The organism is Sphingomonas sp. OTU376, from assembly GCF_038440415.1.
In the GTDB taxonomy this organism is placed as follows: Bacteria; Pseudomonadota; Alphaproteobacteria; order Sphingomonadales; family Sphingomonadaceae; genus Sphingomonas; species Sphingomonas kyeonggiensis_A.
In genome coordinates this window covers 169836-188796 of sequence record NZ_JASATQ010000001.1, presented here as the reverse complement: position 1 = coordinate 188796, position 18961 = coordinate 169836, and the positions used below count along the sequence as shown (strand labels likewise).

Sequence of the window (18961 nt, the reverse complement as noted above, 5' to 3'; positions counted from 1 at the left end):
GGCGGAAACGCCGCCGACACGGATGTGAATTAGCCCTTCCCGGCAACCTTGCTGGGGAGGGCTTTTTCATGCGCTTTCTGATCCCGCTTGCACTGCTGTCGGCCGCCGCTGCGCAGGAGGCGCCGAACCTGACCATCGCCGATTTCCTGAGCGAGTGGCGTGTCGCGCAGGCCGAGACCGATCGCGGGGAGAAAGTCGCCAAGTTCAGCCGGCTTGCCGAGCGCCTCGCGCCGAGCTTCAGTCGCTACAAGGCGCTGCTCGATGCGGACAAGGCCGCCGGACGTCCGCCGCGTGCCTGTCCCGCCAAGGGCAGCAAGGCGACGGTCGATATCAACGCGCTCGTCGCGGATCTGGAAAAACTGTCCGAGGCACAACGCGCCGCCCCGATGGATGCAGCGATCTTCGCTCAGCTCGATCGGCGCTTCCCTTGCCCGACGGCATGAAGCCTCATCCGAACATCCCCAGCGCCACCAGGATCAGCACGAACAACACCAGGATCCAGCTGATGAAGAAGGTCAGCACCCAGGCCCGCATGAACGCGGAGAACCAGCCGATGTCATAGGCCTGCTTCAGTTGCCGGGTGATGTGGATGAAGGGCACCAGTACCGCCACCATCCCCAGCGGCCCGCTGCGCAGGCCGATCGCGGCGGCGATCGCCACCACGATGTAGAAGAGCGACATGAACGAGATCGAGTAGATGATGAAGATCGTGTGGTCGTACAGCTTGTACTGGCGCTTCCAGAAGAACAGCGACCACAGGAAGGGCAGCGACAGCGGGATCAGCAGCCAGGAGAATTTGTAGCTGGCCGACTGGAGCTTGTAGAGCATCAGTGCAGGGTTCTTCTGCCACTTCTCGATGCCGTGATCGAGCGCATGCCAGCCGGTATGTGCCTCCGAAGTGGTCACATCCAGGTTGCCCTCGGCCAGCGACTTGCCGGCCTTGTCGAGCCCGGCAAGGTCGTTCTGCGCATCGGTGATGCGCTCGCGGTATCTTTGCTTGTCGTCCTCGTCCTTCGCGGTGGCCAGCTTCTTCTGTGCCTTCTCCAGCTTCTCGCGCGCGTCCTTCTTGGCATAGTCGATCGCCGCCACCGGCTTCAGATTGCTGCCGTTGAATTCGGTCGGCGCCGAGATGCCGACCCAGGAGAAGACCGCGAACATCGCGAAGACCGAGAACAGGAAGATCGCCATCGGCGAGACGAAGCGCGCGCGCTCGCCGGCGATATAGCGCTTGGTCAGCTCGCCCGGGCGCCAGGCCAGCATCGGCAGGGTGCGCCAGAACTTGCCTTCGAAATGGAAGACGCCGTGGAGGATGTCGTGCCCGATCGCGTGCAGCGAGCGGTGGACATGCCCCGCCTGCCCGCAATTATGGCAATGCGATCCGATCAGCGCGGTCCCGCAATTGAGGCATAGGCCATGGCCCTCGCCATGCCCTTCGCCTGCCCCCGGCTCGACCGCACGGCCAAGCAACGCCCCAGTCGCCAGTTCCCCGGCTGCTTCGATTTCCCCCGACATGCGGCCTTGGCTACCAGCTTCATGCTGCACGTGCTAGCGGGTGGAATCATGACTGACGCAGCAACCCTGATTGCCGAAATGGCCGCCCGTGCCCGCCTCGCCGCCACCAAGCTTGCCGCGATGCCGACCCCGGCCAAGGCGGCTGCGCTGCGCGCCGCCGCCGCCGCGATTCGCGCGGACGCCGCTGCGATCCAGGCCGCCAATGCCGAGGATATGGCCGCCGCCGAGGCGAATGGCCTGTCCGGTGCGCTGCTCGATCGGCTCAAGCTCGACGAGAAGCGAATCGAGAGCATGGCCGCCGGCGTCGAGGCGGTGGCCGGGCTCGCCGATCCGGTCGGCGACGTCTTCGATCGGGTCGAGCGGCCCAATGGCCTGGTCCTCACTCGGGTCAGGGTGCCGATCGGCGTGATCGGCATCATCTATGAGAGCCGGCCCAACGTTACCGCCGATGCCGGAGCGCTTTGCGCGATGGCGGGCAATGCCGCGATCCTGCGCGGCGGCTCCGAAGCGATCCGTTCGAATCGTGCGATCCACGCGGCGCTGGCTCGCGGCCTGGCCGAAGGCGGCATGCCCGAGGATGCGGTGCAGCTCGTGCCCATCACCGATCGCGCCGCGGTCGGCGCGATGCTGACGGCCGAGGGGGCGATCGACATGGTCGTGCCGCGCGGCGGCAAGGGCCTCGTCGCCCGTGTCCAGGCTGAGGCGCGGGTGCCTGTGCTCGCGCATCTCGACGGGCTCAACCACACCTATATCGATGGCGCCGCCGATCCGGCGATGGCGAAGGAACTGGCGCTCAACGCCAAGATGCGCCGCACCGGCATCTGCGGGGCGACCGAGACGCTGCTGATCGATCGCGCCTTTTGCGATCCCGCGCCGATCCTCGCCGCGTTGGCCGATGCCGGCTGCGAGCTGCGCGGCGATAATGATCTCCAGGCGCTCGAGCCCCGCATGGTCGCGGCGAGCGACGAGGACTGGGATACCGAATATCTCGATTCGATCCTGTCGGTGAAGCGGGTCGACGGCGTCGATGATGCGATGGCGCATATCGCCGCGCACGGCTCGCACCATACCGATGCGATCGTTACGGCGGATGAAGCGGTGGCCGAGAAATTCCTCGCCCAGGTCGATAGCGCGATCGTGGTGTGGAACGCCTCGACCCAGTTCGCCGATGGCGGCGAGTTCGGGCTGGGCGCCGAGATCGGCATCTCGACCGGCCGGCTGCATGCGCGCGGCCCGGTCGCGCTCGAAGGGCTGACGACCTATAAATGGGTGGTCCGCGGCACGGGGCAGGCGCGCCCTTGAAGCGCATCGGCCTGCTCGGCGGCTCGTTCAATCCGGCGCATAAGGGGCATCGCAAGCTCTCGATCCACGCGATCCGCGCGCTGGGGCTCGACGAGGTGTGGTGGCTGGTCTCGCCCGGCAATCCGCTCAAGGACAAGGCGGGCATGGCGCCGTTCAAGCTGCGCATGGCCTCGGCCCAGCGCATGGCCCGCCACGCGCCGATCCGGGTGTCGGACATCGAGAAGCGGATCAAGACCCGCTACACCGCTGATACCGTCCGCAAGCTGCCCCGGTTGTTCCCCCAGCACCGCTTCATCTGGCTGATGGGCGCCGACAATCTCGCCCAGTTCCACAAATGGGAACGCTGGCGTGACATTGCCGAGCAGGTTCCGATTGCGGTGATCGCCCGTCCGGGATATGATCGCGACGCCCATGCAAGTCCTGCAATGGGTTGGCTGCGGCGCGCTGTGTGGCCCGCAGGCCAGGCGAAGAACTGGACGCGTTGGAGATTGCCGGCCCTCGTGCTGTTGCGCTTCCGCCCCGATCCTACTTCGGCGACGAGCCTTCGGGCCGCCGATCCCGCCTGGCACCGGCGTTACGTTGCGTCGTCTCCATCCCAACACCACACAGGTTTGTTGCAACCCTAGGAGGCCCCTTGGCCACATCGCCCAATGTTCTGCGTTCCTCCGATGCCAATGGTGGCGTCGAGGCGCTGCACCAGCTCGTGATGGCGTCGCTCGACGACGATCAGGCGGTCGAGACGGTCTCGATCCCGCTCGCCGGCAAGAGCAGCATCGCCGACTATATGGTCGTGGCTTCGGGCCGCTCGACGCGCCAGGTCGCGTCGATGGCGGTGAAGCTCGCCGACAAGATCAAGGCCGAGTTCGGCCGCACCCCGCGCGTGGAGGGCCTGCCCACCGCCGATTGGGTGCTGATCGATGCCGGTGACGTGATCGTCCACCTGTTCCGTCCCGAAGTGCGCAGCTTCTACAATCTTGAGCGCATGTGGTCGTTCGGCGAAGCCGGCCAGGCCTGATTCGGTAAAGGGCCGCGCGGGCGATGCAGCTACACATCGTCGCGCGCGGCAAGATCGGGCGCAGTCCCGAGGCCGAGCTGGTCGATCGCTATCTCAAGCGCATCCAGTGGCCGACGCGGGTTACCGAGCTGCCCGATACCGGCGGCAGGATTCCCGACATTTCCGGCACCACCCGAATCGTCATGCTCGACGAGCTGGGCGAGAACCTGCCGTCCAAGGCGATCGCCGAGCGGCTCGGCAGCTGGCGTGACGACGGGGTGCGCGAGGCGCGATTCCTGATCGGCGCGGCGGACGGCTTTGACGATGCGGCTCGAGCCCAGGCCGACCTGCTGATCAGCTTCGGCCGCGCCACCTGGCCGCACATGATGGCCCGCGCGATGCTCGCCGAGCAGCTGTGGCGCGCCACCTCGATCCTTGCCAACCACCCCTATCATCGCGAAGGCTAGCGGCATGCTTCGCCCGCTCGCCATCCTTGCCGGCACCGTCGCGATCCTCGCCACCGGCGGTTTCGCCGCCGCGCAGGCGCCGGGTCTGGCCGAGCAGCAGGGCAGGTTGCGCGACGCCACTGCCCAGTCCCAGGCCGCCCAGGCGCGTAGCGCCGCGCTCGAGCGCCAGGCCGCCTCGGAGCGCGACCAGGCCCTGCGCGCCCGCGCCCAGGAAGCCGCCGCCGCCGAGCGGATCAAGGCTGCCGAGGCCGATATCGCCGCTGCCCGTGCCCGTATCGGTATCGTCGATCGCCAGCTGGCCGAGCAGCGCACCCGCGTCGCCGAGCGCCAGGGCCCGATCCTCCGCCTGATCGCCGCGCTCCAGTCGATGGCCCGCCGCCCCGCGGTGCTCGGCCTCGTCCAGCCGGGCTCGACCGCCGACATGGTCCATGTCCGCGCCGTGCTCGGCACCGTGATGCCCGTGGTCGAGGCGCGCACCCGCGACGTCCGCGCCGAACTCTCTCGCATCCGCGCACTGCGTGCCGATGCCCTGGCCGCGGTCAACAGCTTCCGCGAGGCCCGCCAGCGCATCGAGAATGAGCGGACCGCGCTGGTCAGGCTCGAGGCCGATCACCGCGCCCGCTCGGCCCAGCTCGCCTCCAGCGCGCTGGTCGAATCGGACCGCGCCATTGCCCTCGGCGAGCGCGCCCGCGAGATCGTCGACCAGATGGAGACGGCGGGCGAAGCGGCGGAGATCCAGTCCGGTCTCGCAGCTCTTCCCGGACCGCTGCCCCGCCCGGGCAGCGCCGCACCGGCACCGGCCCGCAAGCTCGGCGCACCCTATGTGCTGCCCGTCGCCGGAGCCGTCGTCACCGGCATGGGCGAGCTTTCGCCCACCGGCGTGCGCGCCCGCGGCGTGACTCTCGCCTGCGCCGCCAATAGTGATGCCGTCGCGCCCGCCGCCGGCCGTATCCTCTATGCCGGCGCGTTCCGCGACTATGGCGGGGTCGTCATCATCGATCACGGCAATGGCTGGACCAGCTCGGTCACCGGCCTAGGCGGCATCGCGGTGCGCGTCGGCCAGCAGATCAGCCAGGGCACCCGCATCGGCCGCGCCCCGGCAAGCGACGCCCCCCGCGTCACCGTAGAGCTGCGCCGCCGCGGCGAACCCATGGACCTTGCGCGCCTGCTCGGCTGATTGTGCCGTGCAATTGCCGCGATCCCGGCCTAGATTGTCCCTCGAACGCGTTTCCGGAAAGTAGTTGTTGATGCTCCGTTCGTTCCTTCAGGTCACCGCCGCCGTCGGCGCGCTGGCGCTCGTTCCCGTCGCCTCGGGCGCGATGGCCGGCGTCGATACGTCGAGCTTCAAGGAGCTCGACACCTTCATGGAAGTCTACAGCCAGGTGAAGGCGAACTATGTCGACAAGGTCGACGACGCCACGCTGATGAAGGGCGCGATCCAGGGCATGCTCGCCGCATTGGATCCGCACTCCAGCTTCGCCGACGGGCTCGATTTCGACAATCTCAAGATCCAGACCGACGGCAATTATGGCGGTCTCGGCCTCACCGTCACCCAGCAGGACGGCGCGGTTAAGGTCGTCGCCCCGACCGAGGATACGCCGGCCGCCCGCGCGGGCATGAAGTCGGGCGACTTCATCACCCATATCGACGGCAAGTTCATCGTCGGCGGCAGCCTCGACGAAGCGATCGAGCAGATGCGCGGCAAGCCGGGCACCTCGGTCACGCTCACCGTGGTCCGCCCGGGCGCCGACAAGCCGCTCACCTTCACCATGAAGCGCGAGATCATCGTGCAGAAGCCGGTGAAGTGGGAGGTCAAGGACGGCGTCGGCATCATCAACATCAACACCTTCACCGCCCAGACCGGCGCGGACACGGTCAAGGCGATCCAGGAGATCGACAAGAAGCTCGGGCACAAGCCGCTCGGCTATATCGTCGATCTGCGCGAGAATGGCGGCGGCCTGCTCAGCCAGGCGATCGAAGTCTCCGACGTGTTCCTGTCGCACGGCGAGATCGTCTCGCAGCGCGGCCGCGAGAAGAGCGATATCGAGCGCTGGTATGCCGATGTGAACGAGCCCGGCATCACCTCGATCCCGGGTGACCTCGCCAAGGGGCTGCCGGTCGTCGTGCTGATCGACGCGGGTACCGCCTCGGCCTCGGAGATCGTCGCCGGCGCGCTCCAGGATCATCACCGCGCGCTCGTCATGGGCGTGCGCAGCTTCGGCAAGGGCTCGGTCCAGTCGATCCTGCCGATGGGCCCGCGCGCCGCGCTGCGCCTCACCACCGCGCGCTACTACACGCCGTCGGGCCGCTCGGTGCAGGAAGGCGGCATCAAGCCCGATCTGCTCGTGCCGCAGCTCACCGATCCCGACTACAAGAGCCGCCCCTCGATCCGCGAGGCGGACCTGCGCGCGCACCTGATCAACAACGACAAGGTCGATGATTCGGTGCTCGAGGATGATCAGCGCACCGATCCGCGCTTCGCCAAGACGGCGGATCAGCTGAAGAAGGAAGGCGTGGAAGACTTTCAGCTCCACTACGCCCTCCAGACCATCTCCCGCCTTGGTCCCAAGACCCAGGTCGCCGCTGCCAAGAGCAAGTAAGCCATGCGTATCGACACTTTCTGCGCCGCCCGCTGGCTCGCGCTCCTGCTGCCGCTCGCTCTGGTCGGCGGCGCGCACACCACCGAGTATTTCGGGCTGGTTCCGTGCGAGATGTGCTGGTGGCAGCGCTATCCGCATTATGCCGCGATCCTGATCGCGCTCTCGGCCTTCCTGGTGAAGGATCGCCGCGCCCAGCTCGGGCTCGTCCTGCTCGCCGGCCTTGCCGTGGCGATCAGCGGCGGCATCGGCGTGTTCCATGCCGGGGTCGAGTATAAATGGTGGCAGGGCATCACCGCCTGCACCGCCCAGGTGCACGGCGCCAACCCGATGGACATGCTGACCGACGCGCTGCGCCGTCCGCTGATCCGCTGCGACGTGCCGCAATGGACCCTGTTCGGCATCAGCCTGGCCGGGTTCAACGCGATCTTCTCGCTCACCGGCGCCGCCGCGATCTTCGCGCTGGCCCTGCGGAAGGGCCGCGCATGAGCTGGAAGCCCGGCGATCGGCGCGAGGGGACGTCCTCGATGGTCCGCGTCGATCAGGCGGGCGAATATGGCGCGACGCGCATCTATGCCGGCCAGCTGGCGGTGATGGGCGATCGCACCCCGATGGCGCGGATGATCGCCGGCATGGCGATCCAGGAGGAACGCCACCGCGCATTCTTCGATTCGATGATCGCGCGGCGCGGCGTGCGCCCGACGGCGCTCCAGCCCTTCTGGAACGTCGCCGGCTTCGCGCTCGGCGCGGTCACCGCGGCGATGGGTCCCGAGGCGGCGATGGCCTGCACCGCCGCGATCGAGACGGAGATCGATCTTCACTACCAGCAGCAGCTCGAGGAGCTCGGCACGGGCGATCCCGAGCTCAGCGAAGCGGTCGCGAAGTTCCGCGACGAGGAGCTCGAACACCGCGATACGGCATTGGAGCATGGCGCGGAACAGGCCCCGGCCTATCCTTTGCTCTCCACCCTGATCCGCGCCGGTTGCCGGGCTGCCATTGCGGTATCGAAACGGATATAAAGCGTCTGTTCAGCCGTTGTCCCCGATGCACGGCATAGAGGAGTAAGCCGATGTTGAACCGGATCCTGATCGCGGGCGCGCTCGCCGCCGTCCCGATGCTGATGCCCGCCGCTGCCCATGCGCAGAGCTCGGCGCAGAACAGCGTGCTGATCATCTATGGCAACGACAAGTGCCCGACGAACAGCAACGGCGAAGAGATCGTGGTCTGCAAGCGCCTCGACGAGGCCGAGCGCTTCCGCATCCCGTCGAACCTGCGCGACCAGGGTGGGCCGCCGCAGAAGACCGAGAGCTGGGCGGTGCGCTCGCAGGACGCGGTGACCGCGGGCAATTTCGGTACCGGCAGCTGCACCTCGGTGGGTGCCAATGGCAGCACCGGCTGCTTCGTCAAGCGCGCCACCGCCGCCCGCGCCGAAACCCGCGCCCGCCGCAAGGCCGAACAGAACCTGCCGCTGCCTTGAGCTGATCGAATCGTCATCCCCGCGAAGGCGGGGATCCATTCAGGCTGGCCGAAGTGAGTCTCATCAAAGCCGGCGCCAATGGATTCCCGCCTTCGCGGGAAGGACAATGGAGATGGCGGGCCCGCGCTACTCCCGCACCGGCCACCGCCCCACCCATTCCGGCGGCTCCCGGCGCAGGCAATCCACGATGATCCACAGCATCACCGCCCCGCGCGCCGCGGCCGCCCAGGCGATGTCGATCGTGCTGGCCGCCGGCCACACGCCGTCCATCCCGGCGAAATACCAGAATTCGGCGAAATAGGCGGCGATCCCCGCCAGCGCGAACAGCGCCACCGGCAACAGGCGCGGCGCGGTCATCACCAGCAGCGGCCACAGCCACAGGTCGAATTGCGGCGAATAGACCTTGTTGGTCAGCATGAACCAGGCAAGCACGGGCGTCGCCAGCAGCCACAGCCGGTCGCGGTGCCGCTGCCACCCCAGCGCCACGATCGCCACCGCGCCGATGGCGAAGGCCAGGGTCGCGTAGAGGTTCTTGTCCTCGATGCTCAGCGGCAGCCAGCCGAGATTGCCGAGCACGTCCCAGGTCCCCGCCGCAGTGCCGCTGCGCGATTGCGAGAACAGATAGAATTCGCTCCAGTTGCGCGGTGCGAGCAGTGCGATGGGCAGGTTCACCGCTGCCCAGGCAGCGATCGCCGCCAGCGTCACCAGCGCAGCGCGGCGCAGGCGCTGCACCCAGTCCTTGCTGCGCTCGAACAGGGCGGAGAGCCCGATCAGCGGCAGGATCACGATCGGGAACAGCTTGGCCGCCACGCCCAGCCCCGCCGCCGCCGCCGCGCGCACCAGCCGGTTCTCGCGTGCCTGGAGCAGCGCCGCCACCGCCAGCGTCACCGCGATCATGTCCCAGTTGTGCCCGACATAAAGCACCAGCGGCGGTGCTGCCGCCCACCACCAGAGCCGCTTGCGGTCGACCCCCGCGCGCCACAACATCCACAGCACCAGGAAGGCGAGGGCGATGTTCACCGCCGTCACCACGCCCAGGAACTTGGCGTCATTGGCGCGGGCGCCGAAGAACAGGTGCGTCGCTGCGCCTTCGATCCAGATCGCCGCCCCGGTCAGCACCGGATATTCGATCGGGGTCTGCAGGTACGGGATCCTGCCCTTGTCCACTTCGCGCGCGGTCCAGAAGGGCACCGCGTCGCTGTAGCAGCCGGTGATATACTGCTCGGAATCGGTCCAGCCGCCGGGCATGCAATGCTGCTTGAAGCTGAAGCCGAGCAGGCAGGTGACCGCCAGGCCGATCAGCAGGATCCTGAATTGCCGGTCGATCGTCAGCCGCATCCCGCGCTCCCTTCGCCGCGCCTCCTCCCACAACCCACTGGACACTGCAATATCAGGAACATAGAAGGAACAAATGTCGCAGCTCGATCTCCGCGGAAAGCTCGCCATCCTGGCCGATGCCGCCAAATATGATGCGAGCTGCGCGTCCTCCGGCACGACGAAACGCAACGCGGCGAGCGGTCCCAAGGGCGGGATCGGCTCGACCGAGGGGATGGGCATCTGCCACGCCTATGCGCCCGATGGCCGCTGCATCTCGCTCTTGAAGATCCTGCTGACCAACAGCTGCATCTTCGACTGCCATTATTGCATCAACCGCAAGAGCTCGAACGTCCGCCGCGCCCGCTTCACGCCCGAGGAAGTCGTCGACCTCACGCTCAATTTCTACCGGCGCAACTATATCGAGGGGCTGTTCCTCTCCTCGGGCATCATCCGCTCGTCCGACTATACGATGGAGCAGATCGTCCGCGTCGCCCGGCTGCTGCGCGAGGAACATGATTTCCGCGGCTATATCCACTTGAAGACCATCCCCGATGCCGATCCCGAGCTGGTCCGTCAGGCGGGCCTTTATGCCGATCGCGTCTCGATCAATGTCGAGCTGCCGACGGTCGCCGGCCTCACCCGGCTCGCGCCCGAGAAATCGGCGCCGCGCATCGAAGGCGCGATGCGGGATGTCCGCGCCGCGATCGACGACACCACGGACGCCGGCAAGCGCTACAAGTCCGCGCCCAAATTCGCCCCTGCCGGCCAGTCGACCCAGATGATCGTCGGCGCCGATGCCGCTACCGATGGCGACATCATCACCCGCGCCGCCGGGCTCTATGACCGCTTCCAGCTCCGCCGCGTCTATTATTCGGCGTTCAGCCCGATCCCCGATGCCAGCGCGGTCCTCCCGCTCCAACGCCCGCCGCTGATGCGCGAGCACCGGCTCTACCAGTCCGACTGGCTGATGCGCTTCTACGAGTATCAGCCCAGGGAAGTCGCGGCGGCGGCCGACCCCGCCACCGGAATGCTCCCGCTCGATATCGATCCCAAGCTCGCCTGGGCGCTCAAGTTCCGCGAGTCCTTCCCGGTCGACGTCAACCGCGCCCCGCGCGAGCTGCTGCTGCGTGTCCCCGGTCTCGGCGTAAAAGCCGTCGATGCGATTCTCTCCGCTCGCCGCATGCGCCGCCTCCAGCTCGCCGATGTCGCGCGGCTGACGGCCTCGATCGCCAAGGTCCGCCCGTTCCTTGTCGCTGCCGACTGGCGCCCGGTCGCCTTGTCCGATCGCGCCGACCTGCGCAGCCTCGTCGCGCCGAAACGCGAGCAGTTAGAACTATTTGCGGCCTGATCGGTTCTGACTCCCCGACCAAGGGAGAGAGTAGAATGGCCGACGCACGAATCTTCGCCGATCTGATTGCCGACCATGACCGCCAGCGCGACCTGCTCGAGCGGGTGGGGGAGACCTCGGGCGACAGCAAGGACCGCCGCAAGCTGTTCGAGCAGCTTCGCCTCGAGCTGCAGGCCCATGCGGCCGCCGAGGAAGAAGCACTCTACGCGACGATGCTCGCCGATCCCGAGCTGCGCGAGGACGCCCGGCATTCGGTCTCCGAGCACAAGGAAGTCGACGACTATCTTGGCGAACTGATGGACACCGACATGTCCTCGCCCGGCTGGCTGGTGAAGTTCAAGGAGATGCGCCACCGCTATCTCCACCATATCGACGAGGAAGAGGAAGAGATGTTTCCCACTGCGGCGAAGCATCTGAGCGCGGCACAGGAAGAAGCGCTCGGCAAGCTGTTCGAGAAGCGCAAGCCCAGGGAACTGGCGCGCGCCGAGGCCAATCCCCCCGGCGACGCGCGCGAATAGCTAGTCGGGAATCGGCACGACCAGCCCGCGCTTGCCCACCCCCAGCGCGACATTGGTAGTGAAGCGGCGGACATTGGGATTGTCCGCCATCAGCCGGCTCATCAGCGCGTCATAGGCGCCGACATCGGACGCGACGACGACCAGCACGAAATCGGCTGTGCCGGTGACGTAATAGACCTGCTGGATCTGCTCCTCCGCGGCCATCCACTGGCGCAGCCGGGCGATCAGCTCGGGCCGTTCGCGCTCGATCTCGAGCGCCGCCAGGAAGAAATTGGGCTTCCCCACCTTGAGTGGGTCGACCACCGCGACTTCGCTGACGATCACCCCGGTCGCGCGCAGCCGCTTCAGTCGGCGCTGCACCGCCGATGCCGACAGCCCGACCTGCGCGGCCAGCGCCTCGGCGGTCTGGCCGGCGTCGCGCTGGACGAGGACGAGGAGCTTGCGGTCGAAGCGGTCGAGATCGGATCGGGCCATCGCCGGCATCCTAGCGGGCAAATGCGCCGAAATCCGGCGATTTGATCCCCGCCTTCGCGGAAAGGCCGCGCCGCGCGGCCCTATTCCTCAGCACGAAGGAGAGTTTCATGATCGACCATATCGAGATCCGCACCGCCCGCCTCGCCGAGAGCCTGGCCTTCTACGCCGATACCCTCGCCCCGCTCGGCTACAGCCAGAAGGTCGACGGCCCGGCCAAGGGTTTCGGCAACCACGCCGCGCTCGACCTGTTCCTGGTCGAGGGCGAAGTGCCGTCGGACCTTCATTTCGCCTTCGCCGCACCCGATCGCGCCACCGTGGATCGAATCTATGCCGCAGGCCGCGTCGCCGGCCATGTCCTCGATCGCGCGCCCGCGCTCGCGCCTCATATCCACCCCGATTATTATGCCGGCTATCTGCGCGATCCCGACGGGCGGCTGATCGAGTTCGTCTGCCACCACCCCGAGCCGGCCTAACTGACAGGACTGTCAATTCGTCCTGATCGGCGTATCATCCTCCCAAAAATAGGGAGAGAGGGATGCTTCGACTCTGTGCGCCCGCCGCGTTCGCCTGCGCGATGCTTGTCGCGACTCCGGCCCTGGCGAAGGACATCATCGTCGAGGCGGGCCCCAATGCCCAGGAACGCCTCCAGTCCGCCCTGCTCGACGCGAAGCCAGGTGACACCGTCCGCATCGGCGCCGGCCGTTTCGAGCTGACCGACGGCCTCAGCCTCGACGTGGGCGGCGTCACGGTGCGCGGTGCCGGACCGCTCAGGACCGTGCTCAGCTTCAAGGGGCAGCTCGGGGCAGGCGAGGGGCTGCTCGTCACGTCCGACGACGTTGTACTCCGCGATTTCGCGGTCGAGGATTCGAAGGGCGACGGCATCAAGTCCAAGGGTGCTGACCGGATCGTCTACAAGAACATCCGCGTCGAATGGACTGGCGGCCCCAAGGCGACCAACGGCGCCTATGGCGTCTACCCGGTCGAGAGCAGCGACGTGCTGATCGACGGCGTGACGGTCATGGGCGCATCGGATGCCGGCATCTACGTCGGCCAGTCCAACCGCATCATCGTCCGCAACTCGGTGGCGAAATACAATGTCGCCGGCATCGAGATCGAGAATAGCGGCTTCGCAGAGGTCACCAACAACCTCGCCACCCACAATACCGGCGGCATCCTGGTGTTCGACCTGCCCGCCTTGCCGAATCGCGGCGCCGGCTGGGTCAATGTCACCGGCAACAAGGTGGTCGACAACGACACCCCCAATTTCGCCCCGCCCGGCAACATCGTCGCCACCGTGCCCACCGGTACCGGCGTGCTGGTGATGGCCGAGAACGACGTGACCGTGACCGCCAACGACCTCAGCGGCAACGGTACCGCCAACATCATGGTCGTCGCCTATCGCAAGCCGTTCGAGGACAAGGGCTATGATCCCTATCCCCGCAACATCCGCCTTGCCGGCAACAAGCATGGCCGCGCCGGCTTCGCCCCCGCCATGCCCGGCGGCGCGCTGCTTGCCAGGATGCTCGGCGGCACGCTCCCGCCGGTCTTCTGGGACGGCACCGGTGGCGACCAGGTCAAGCTCACCGGCGATGACGGTCCGGTGCTCACCCTTGCGCTCGCCCTCGGTGCCCCGCTCGACACCGCCAAGCCGCAGCTGATCAAGCTCGACAACGAGATCCCGCCGCCCTGGCAGACCTTCAAGCTGCCGGCATCGATGGAGGCCGCCGCCAAATGAAGGCGCTGTTCGGCGCGGCCGCTTTGTTCGCCGCCGCGCTGCTCGGCCGTCCAACGGGCGTGAACGACGCCGCGATCACCGCCGAAGGCTGGCCCGCGCACCTCTCCGACTACGCCTTCTTCACCGATCTCAAGGCCCGCACCCCAGCCCCGCGGCTGATGGCCTATACCCTCGAAACCCCGCTCTTCTCCGACTATGCCGAGAAGGAGCGCTACCTCTATCTGCCCGAGGGCAGCCGGGCGACATACGACCCCGACAGGCCGCTCGACCTCCCCGTCGGCGCCGCGCTGATCAAGACCTTCGGCTACCGGACGAACGGCGTGTTCAAGCCGCTTGAGACCCGCGTCCTGCTCCACCGCGCCAGCGGCTGGACCCCGATCCCCTATGTCTGGAACGCCGAGGGCACCGACGCCGACGTGAAGCGCGCCGGCACGCGCATCCCCGTCACCTTCACCGACCCCTCCGGCGAGCGGCACAGCATCTCCTACGCCGTCCCCAACCAGAACCAGTGCAAGGACTGCCACGGCCTTGCCGGCCAGGTCGTCCCGATCGGGATCAAGGCGCGCTATCTCAACCATGGCGGCCAGCTCGAGCAGTTGCTCGCCGCCGGCATGCTCGACCGGCTCCCCGCCGACGCCCCGAAGGTCGCCCGCTGGGACGACACCGCAGCGCCGCTCGGCCTCAGGGCGCGCGCCTGGCTCGAGATCAACTGCGCGCATTGCCACAACCCGCAGGGTGCGGCGTCCAACTCCGGCCTGTTCCTCGAACTGGCCCGCACCGATCCCGAGCAGACCGGCCTGTTCAAGCGCCCCACCGCCGCCGGCCGCGGCGCCGGTACCCGCGACTTCGACATCGTCCCCGGCGATCCCGACGCGTCGATCCTGCTCTACCGCATGCAATCGACCGACCCCGGCATCGCCATGCCCGAGCTCGGCCGCGCGACGGTCCACAAGGAAGGCGTCGCGCTGGTCCGCGACTGGATCGAATCGATGCCGAAATCCGATTCAGCGCGTTAAACCGCCTTCATCGTCATCCCCGCCTGCGCGGGGATGACGGTTTTGGAGGCAAGCGTTGCGCGTAGTTACTTTGGCAAGCGAGGATGATTTCGAGGGCTGGCGCGACGCCGCGCGCGGCCTCGCCCAGGCCGGCGTCCTCGCATCCGAGATCCTCTGGCAGGTCGGCGACACGCCCGTCGACCTGTTCGCCGATGAAGCGGTGCTGCCCCCCGCCGCCCCGCGCCCGCTCAAGGTTCCCCGCGCGTTCCTCGACCTCGCCCAGTCGGCGATCCTCCATTCGGACCCCGAGCGCTTCGCCCTGCTCTACGCGCTGCTCGCGGGCGATCCCCACCGCGTCGCCGACGCGGCCGATCCGCTGGTCCGCCGGCTCGAGGGCATGGCCCGCGAGGTCCGCCGCGACATCCACAAGATGCGCGCCTTTGTCCGCTTCCGCGAAGTCGAGGACGCGCAACCCTTTCCCGGCACCGGCGAGCCCAACACGCGCTATGTCGCCTGGTTCGAGCCGATCCACCACATCGTCCGCGCCAATGCCCGCTTCTTCGTCGAGCGCTTCACCTCGATGCGCTGGTCGATCCTCACCCCCGAGCTCTCGCTTCACTGGGATACCGAAACGCTCTCCGAAGGTCCCGGCGCAACCGCCGCCGATGCCCCGGGCGAGGACCCGGTCGAGGATATCTGGAAGACCTATTACGCGTCGATCTTCAACCCGGCCCGTCTCAAGACCGGGGCGATGCTCAAGGAGATGCCGCGCAAATATTGGAAAAACATGCCCGAGACCGCGTTGGTCAAGGAGCTGGTCGCCACCGCGCGCCAGCGGGAGACAGCGATGGTTGCGACCCAGCCCAGGCCGGGCGGCAATGTCGAGCATGCCTGGGACGCCCTGCGCGAGGAAGCCGCGCACTGCACCCGCTGCGACCTCTACAGGCACGCCACCCAGACCGTGTTCGGCGAAGGCCCGGCCGATGCCCGGATGATGATCGTCGGCGAGCAGCCCGGCGACCAGGAGGACTTGGCCGGCCACCCGTTCGTCGGCCCCGCCGGCGAAGTCTTCGACCGGGCGATGGCGCAGGCCGGGATCGACCGCGCGAGTGTCTACGTCACCAACGCGGTCAAGCACTTCAAGTTCGAGCCGCGCGGCAAGCGTCGCATCCATTCGAAGCCCGATGCCGGCGAGATCCAGGCATGCCGTTGGTGGTATGAGCAGGAGCGCCTGCTGGTGAGGCCCGAACTCACGATCGCGCTGGGCGCCACCGCCGCCCGCCAGATACTCGGCAAGACGGTGACGATCGGCGCGGTGCGGGGCCGGGCGCTCGACCTGCCCGATGGCGGCCGCGGCTGGGTGACGGTCCACCCGAGCTACCTCCTCCGCCTGCCGGACCGCGCGAAAGCGGAGGACGAGTTCGCCGCGTTCGTCGAGGACCTGAAAGGCGCGGCGAAGGCGCTGGCCTGAATCAATTCCTCCCCGAGCTTGCTCGGGGAGGGGGACCATTCGCGTAGCGAATGGTGGAGGGGCCGCCGTCGCAGACGGCGGTGTACCACCGCCGCCCCTCCCCCCAGACAAGCTGGGGGAGGATTTGCGCGCTAGAACCCCAGCCGCTCCGCAATCCCCTTCACCTTCTCCGCCCGCCCGGGCGCGAACTTCTCCACCATCGCCCGGTAGCGCGCCACCGTCTCCGCCCCGGCCCGCTCCGGCGATCCGGCATCGAACGGCGGCGCCGGATCATATTCCAGGCTCAGCTGCACGAACCGTGCATGCGCCTCGCCCCGGATCGCCGCGGTCAGCGCCAGCGCGAAGTCGATCCCCGCGGTCACCCCGCCGCCGCTCACCCGGTTGCGATCGAACACCACCCGCTCGGCCACCGGCTCGGCGCCGAACCAGGCGAGCTGCTCGCGCGATCCCCAATGGCAGGCCGATCGGTAGCCGCGCAGCAGCCCCGCCGCGCCGAGCAGCAGCGATCCGGTGCACACGCTGGTCACCCAGGTCGCTTCCTCCGCAACCTGCCGCAACCAGCCCAAGGTCTCGGCATCCTCCATCGCCGCCACCGTGCCGAACCCACCCGGCACGCAGAGCAGGTCCGCGCGCGGCACCTCGGCGAAAGTGGCGGTCGGATGCAGGTCGAACAGCGCATCGGTGCGCACCGGATCGCGGGTCTTCGCCACCAGGTCGAGCGTCACATTCCCCATGCGCGACAGCACCTGCGCCGGCCCGGTCAGGTCGAGCTGGGTCACGTCGGGGAACAGCAGGAAAGCGATATGCAGCGGTTCGGGCATCAGGATCCTCCAATCTCGAAGGGGTGCCCAGGCGATGCGGCGTTAGCATTCGCGCTTCCCGATGGTGCTCCATCCAGTCGCCAGTCACGCGAACAGCGGGAACCTACGCCGGTGATGCGCGTCTGTCACGCAGCACTGTCCCCACCTGATCCCCGGCTTCCGCCGGGGAGCAAAACAGGGAACCCGCCAGTAAACCCCTTGCTTCACATCCGTGCATCCAATATTAGTTCGTTCGAACGAACAGGATTCGGTGCGATGACCAGCCAGATCCTGATCGACACGGCAATCGAGCAGTTCGGCCGCCACGGCTATGAAGGGGCGAGCACGCGCGAGATCGCCCGTGCCTCGGGCACGGCGATGTCGTCGATCACCTATCATTTCGGCGGCAAGCAGGGCCTTTATCTCGCCGCCGCCGATCACATCGCCGCCAGCGTCAAGACCATCCAGGGGCCGGCCCTCGAAGCCGCCCGCGCCGTCGCCGAGAAGGGCAGCCGCGAGGAAGCGATCGAGGCGCTGCTTGCCGTGCTCGACGGCTTCGCGCTGATGATGCTCAGCCCACAGACCGAAGCCTGGGCGCTGTTCATCACCCGCGAGCAGCAGAACCCCACCGAAGCGTTCGACCGGCTCTATACCGGGGTGATGCAGGGCGTGGTCGAGACCTTCGTCGCCACGCTCAAGCGCGTCCGCACCGATCTCGGCGAGCGCGAGGTGCTGGCGATGGGGATCCTGCTGTTCGGCCAGTCGCTGGTGCTGCGCGTCGCCCGTGCCGCCGTCACCCGCATCCTTTCGGTCGAGACGATCGACGAGCCCACCCAGAAACTGCTCCGCGCCCGCCTGCGCGCCAACGCCCTCTGCATCCTGTCGGAGAATCCCGCATGAACCGTCGCCGCATCGCGATCCTCGTCGTCATCGTCGTGCTGGTGATCGCCACGATCGCCACCAGCGGCTTCGGCCTGTTCCGCGCGAAGGATGACGGCGCGCTCAAGTTGAACGGCAATGTCGATATCCGCGAAGTCGATCTCGGCTTCCGGGTCAATGGCCGGATCTCGGGCATCACGGTGGAGGAGGGGGCCAAGGTCAGGCAGGGCCAGCTGCTCGCCACGCTCGATGCCGCCACGCTCGACAGCCGCATCGCCCAGGCCGATGCGAAAGTCTCCCAGGCCGAGGCCCAGCTGGCCAAGCTGCGCAACGGCAACCGCGCCCAGGATATCGCCCAGGCCCGTGCCCGGGTCGCCGCCGCCGCCGCGGTCGCCCAGGATGCCGATCGCGATTATGCCCGCCGCCAGCCTCTGGTCGAGCCCGGCGCGATCAGCCGCGACATCTGGGAGCAGACCGTCGCCGCCCGCGACAAGGCGCGCGCCGATCTCGCCCAGGCCCAGCAGGCGCTGTCACTGATGAACGCCGGCAGCCGCAAGGAGGACGTGGCGGCCGCCGCCGCCGATGTCCGCGCGGCGACCGCCGCCCGCCAGAGCGCCGCCACCGATCTCGGCGACGCGCGCCTGCTCGCCTCCACCGACGGCACCGTCGTCACCCGCGCCCGCGAGCCCGGCGCGATCGTCCAGCCCGGCGAGACGGTGCTGACGCTCGCGATCATGCGGCCGCTGCGGGTGCGCGCCTATGTCGCGGAAAGCGATCTCTCGCGGATCGGCCCAGGGATGAAGGTGGTGGTCACCGCCGACGGCAACCCGAAGCGCTACAACGGCACGATCGGCTATATCTCGCCCCGCGCCGAGTTCACGCCCAAGACGGTCGAGACCGAGAACCTCCGCACCGATCTTGTCTACCAGCTCCGCATCATCATCGACGATCCCGACGACGGCCTGCGCCAGGGCCAGCCGGTCAGCGTCTCGGTGCCGGGCGCGCGGCCCAAGCACAAGGATTGAGGAGGTGGCGTCGCTGCCCCCTCTTCTTCGTCATGCTGAACTCGTTTCAG

General features: G+C 67.8%; 22 protein-coding genes and 1 riboswitch. Of the genes, 18 read left to right on the top strand and 4 right to left on the bottom strand.

Annotation, left to right across the window (positions count from 1 at the left end; genetic code table 11):
* The first annotated feature begins 68 nt into the window (after nt 1-68).
* Complete coding sequence (locus tag AAHM44_RS01000; RefSeq protein ID WP_342248704.1) at nt 69-443, top strand: hypothetical protein; 375 nt, start codon at nt 69-71, stop codon at nt 441-443.
* Between the two features lie 4 nt (nt 444-447).
* Here the strand turns inward: AAHM44_RS01000 and AAHM44_RS00995 are convergent, their stop codons facing one another.
* On the bottom strand, nt 448-1512 hold the full coding sequence (locus tag AAHM44_RS00995) for a DUF3667 domain-containing protein (protein ID WP_342248703.1): 1065 nt from the start codon (nt 1510-1512) through the stop codon (nt 448-450).
* 48 nt (nt 1513-1560) lie between these two features.
* Here AAHM44_RS00995 and AAHM44_RS00990 point away from each other — a divergent pair, with 48 nt between their 5' ends.
* The 9 genes from AAHM44_RS00990 (at nt 1561) to AAHM44_RS00950 (ending at nt 8349) form a co-directional block, all read left to right on the top strand.
* Nucleotides 1561-2814 (top strand): glutamate-5-semialdehyde dehydrogenase, encoded by a 1254-nt coding sequence (locus AAHM44_RS00990; protein ID WP_342248702.1) that lies wholly within the window; start codon nt 1561-1563, stop codon nt 2812-2814.
* Entirely contained in the window at nt 2778-3440 is a 663-nt protein-coding gene (locus tag AAHM44_RS00985) for a nicotinate-nucleotide adenylyltransferase (protein ID WP_342248701.1), read from the top strand. The genes AAHM44_RS00990 and AAHM44_RS00985 overlap by 37 nt, the downstream gene beginning before the upstream one ends.
* A gap of 80 nt (nt 3441-3520) precedes the next feature.
* Nucleotides 3521-3829, top strand: a complete 309-nt coding sequence (gene rsfS, locus AAHM44_RS00980) for a ribosome silencing factor (protein ID WP_137861951.1) — start codon at nt 3521-3523, stop codon at nt 3827-3829.
* A gap of 23 nt (nt 3830-3852) precedes the next feature.
* Entirely contained in the window at nt 3853-4275 is a 423-nt protein-coding gene (locus tag AAHM44_RS00975; protein WP_342248700.1) for a 23S rRNA (pseudouridine(1915)-N(3))-methyltransferase RlmH, read from the top strand.
* 4 nt (nt 4276-4279) lie between these two features.
* Nucleotides 4280-5452, top strand: a complete 1173-nt coding sequence (locus tag AAHM44_RS00970) for a murein hydrolase activator EnvC family protein (protein ID WP_342248699.1) — start codon at nt 4280-4282, stop codon at nt 5450-5452.
* A gap of 70 nt (nt 5453-5522) precedes the next feature.
* Entirely contained in the window at nt 5523-6875 is a 1353-nt protein-coding gene (locus AAHM44_RS00965) for a S41 family peptidase (RefSeq protein WP_269573218.1), read from the top strand.
* A 3-nt stretch (nt 6876-6878) separates the two neighbouring features.
* A complete protein-coding gene (locus AAHM44_RS00960; RefSeq protein ID WP_269573217.1) occupies nt 6879-7361 on the top strand; it encodes a disulfide bond formation protein B in 483 nt (160 codons plus the stop codon).
* Nucleotides 7358-7891 carry a demethoxyubiquinone hydroxylase family protein gene (locus AAHM44_RS00955; RefSeq protein ID WP_184163679.1) on the top strand — a complete coding sequence of 178 codons (534 nt, stop codon included), beginning with the start codon at nt 7358-7360 and terminating at the stop codon, nt 7889-7891. The genes AAHM44_RS00960 and AAHM44_RS00955 overlap by 4 nt, the downstream gene beginning before the upstream one ends.
* Nucleotides 7892-7941: 50 nt before the next feature.
* Nucleotides 7942-8349: a hypothetical protein gene (locus tag AAHM44_RS00950; protein ID WP_184163682.1), complete on the top strand. Its 408-nt coding sequence runs from the start codon at nt 7942-7944 to the stop codon at nt 8347-8349.
* A 126-nt stretch (nt 8350-8475) separates the two neighbouring features.
* Here the strand turns inward: AAHM44_RS00950 and AAHM44_RS00945 are convergent, their stop codons facing one another.
* Nucleotides 8476-9687 (bottom strand): hypothetical protein, encoded by a 1212-nt coding sequence (locus AAHM44_RS00945; protein ID WP_342248698.1) that lies wholly within the window; start codon nt 9685-9687, stop codon nt 8476-8478.
* 73 nt (nt 9688-9760) lie between these two features.
* Between AAHM44_RS00945 and AAHM44_RS00940 the strand changes: the two genes are divergently transcribed.
* Both AAHM44_RS00940 and AAHM44_RS00935 read left to right on the top strand, forming a co-directional pair.
* The gene (locus AAHM44_RS00940; RefSeq protein ID WP_269573215.1) at nt 9761-11014 is read left to right on the top strand and encodes a putative DNA modification/repair radical SAM protein; all 1254 of its coding nucleotides are present in this window, start codon (nt 9761-9763) and stop codon (nt 11012-11014) included.
* 35 nt (nt 11015-11049) lie between these two features.
* Complete coding sequence (locus AAHM44_RS00935; protein ID WP_342248697.1) at nt 11050-11532, top strand: hemerythrin domain-containing protein; 483 nt, start codon at nt 11050-11052, stop codon at nt 11530-11532.
* Here AAHM44_RS00935 and AAHM44_RS00930 read toward each other — a convergent pair whose 3' ends face one another.
* Nucleotides 11533-12006, bottom strand: a complete 474-nt coding sequence (locus AAHM44_RS00930; protein WP_269573213.1) for an Lrp/AsnC family transcriptional regulator — start codon at nt 12004-12006, stop codon at nt 11533-11535.
* Between the two features lie 107 nt (nt 12007-12113).
* Here AAHM44_RS00930 and AAHM44_RS00925 point away from each other — a divergent pair, with 107 nt between their 5' ends.
* The 4 genes from AAHM44_RS00925 (at nt 12114) to AAHM44_RS00910 (ending at nt 16207) form a co-directional block, all read left to right on the top strand.
* A complete protein-coding gene (locus tag AAHM44_RS00925) occupies nt 12114-12479 on the top strand; it encodes a VOC family protein (protein ID WP_269573212.1) in 366 nt (121 codons plus the stop codon).
* Nucleotides 12480-12541: 62 nt separating this feature from the next.
* Complete coding sequence (locus AAHM44_RS00920) at nt 12542-13741, top strand: parallel beta-helix domain-containing protein (RefSeq protein WP_342248696.1); 1200 nt, start codon at nt 12542-12544, stop codon at nt 13739-13741.
* Nucleotides 13738-14757, top strand: a complete 1020-nt coding sequence (locus AAHM44_RS00915; RefSeq protein ID WP_342248695.1) for an SO2930 family diheme c-type cytochrome — start codon at nt 13738-13740, stop codon at nt 14755-14757. The genes AAHM44_RS00920 and AAHM44_RS00915 overlap by 4 nt, the downstream gene beginning before the upstream one ends.
* Nucleotides 14758-14812: 55 nt before the next feature.
* Nucleotides 14813-16207 (top strand): UdgX family uracil-DNA binding protein, encoded by a 1395-nt coding sequence (locus AAHM44_RS00910; protein ID WP_342248694.1) that lies wholly within the window; start codon nt 14813-14815, stop codon nt 16205-16207.
* Nucleotides 16208-16338: 131 nt separating this feature from the next.
* Here the strand turns inward: AAHM44_RS00910 and AAHM44_RS00905 are convergent, their stop codons facing one another.
* Nucleotides 16339-17028 carry a DJ-1/PfpI family protein gene (locus AAHM44_RS00905; RefSeq protein ID WP_342248693.1) on the bottom strand — a complete coding sequence of 230 codons (690 nt, stop codon included), beginning with the start codon at nt 17026-17028 and terminating at the stop codon, nt 16339-16341.
* 18 nt (nt 17029-17046) lie between these two features.
* A riboswitch (ZMP/ZTP riboswitch) is annotated at nt 17047-17126 on the bottom strand.
* Nucleotides 17127-17283: 157 nt separating this feature from the next.
* On the opposite strand from AAHM44_RS00905, the gene AAHM44_RS00900 reads away from it, so the two are divergent.
* Nucleotides 17284-17907: a CerR family C-terminal domain-containing protein gene (locus AAHM44_RS00900; RefSeq protein ID WP_342248692.1), complete on the top strand. Its 624-nt coding sequence runs from the start codon at nt 17284-17286 to the stop codon at nt 17905-17907.
* Nucleotides 17904-18911 carry an HlyD family efflux transporter periplasmic adaptor subunit gene (locus AAHM44_RS00895; protein WP_342248691.1) on the top strand — a complete coding sequence of 336 codons (1008 nt, stop codon included), beginning with the start codon at nt 17904-17906 and terminating at the stop codon, nt 18909-18911. The genes AAHM44_RS00900 and AAHM44_RS00895 overlap by 4 nt, the downstream gene beginning before the upstream one ends.
* Nucleotides 18912-18961 lie beyond the last annotated feature (50 nt).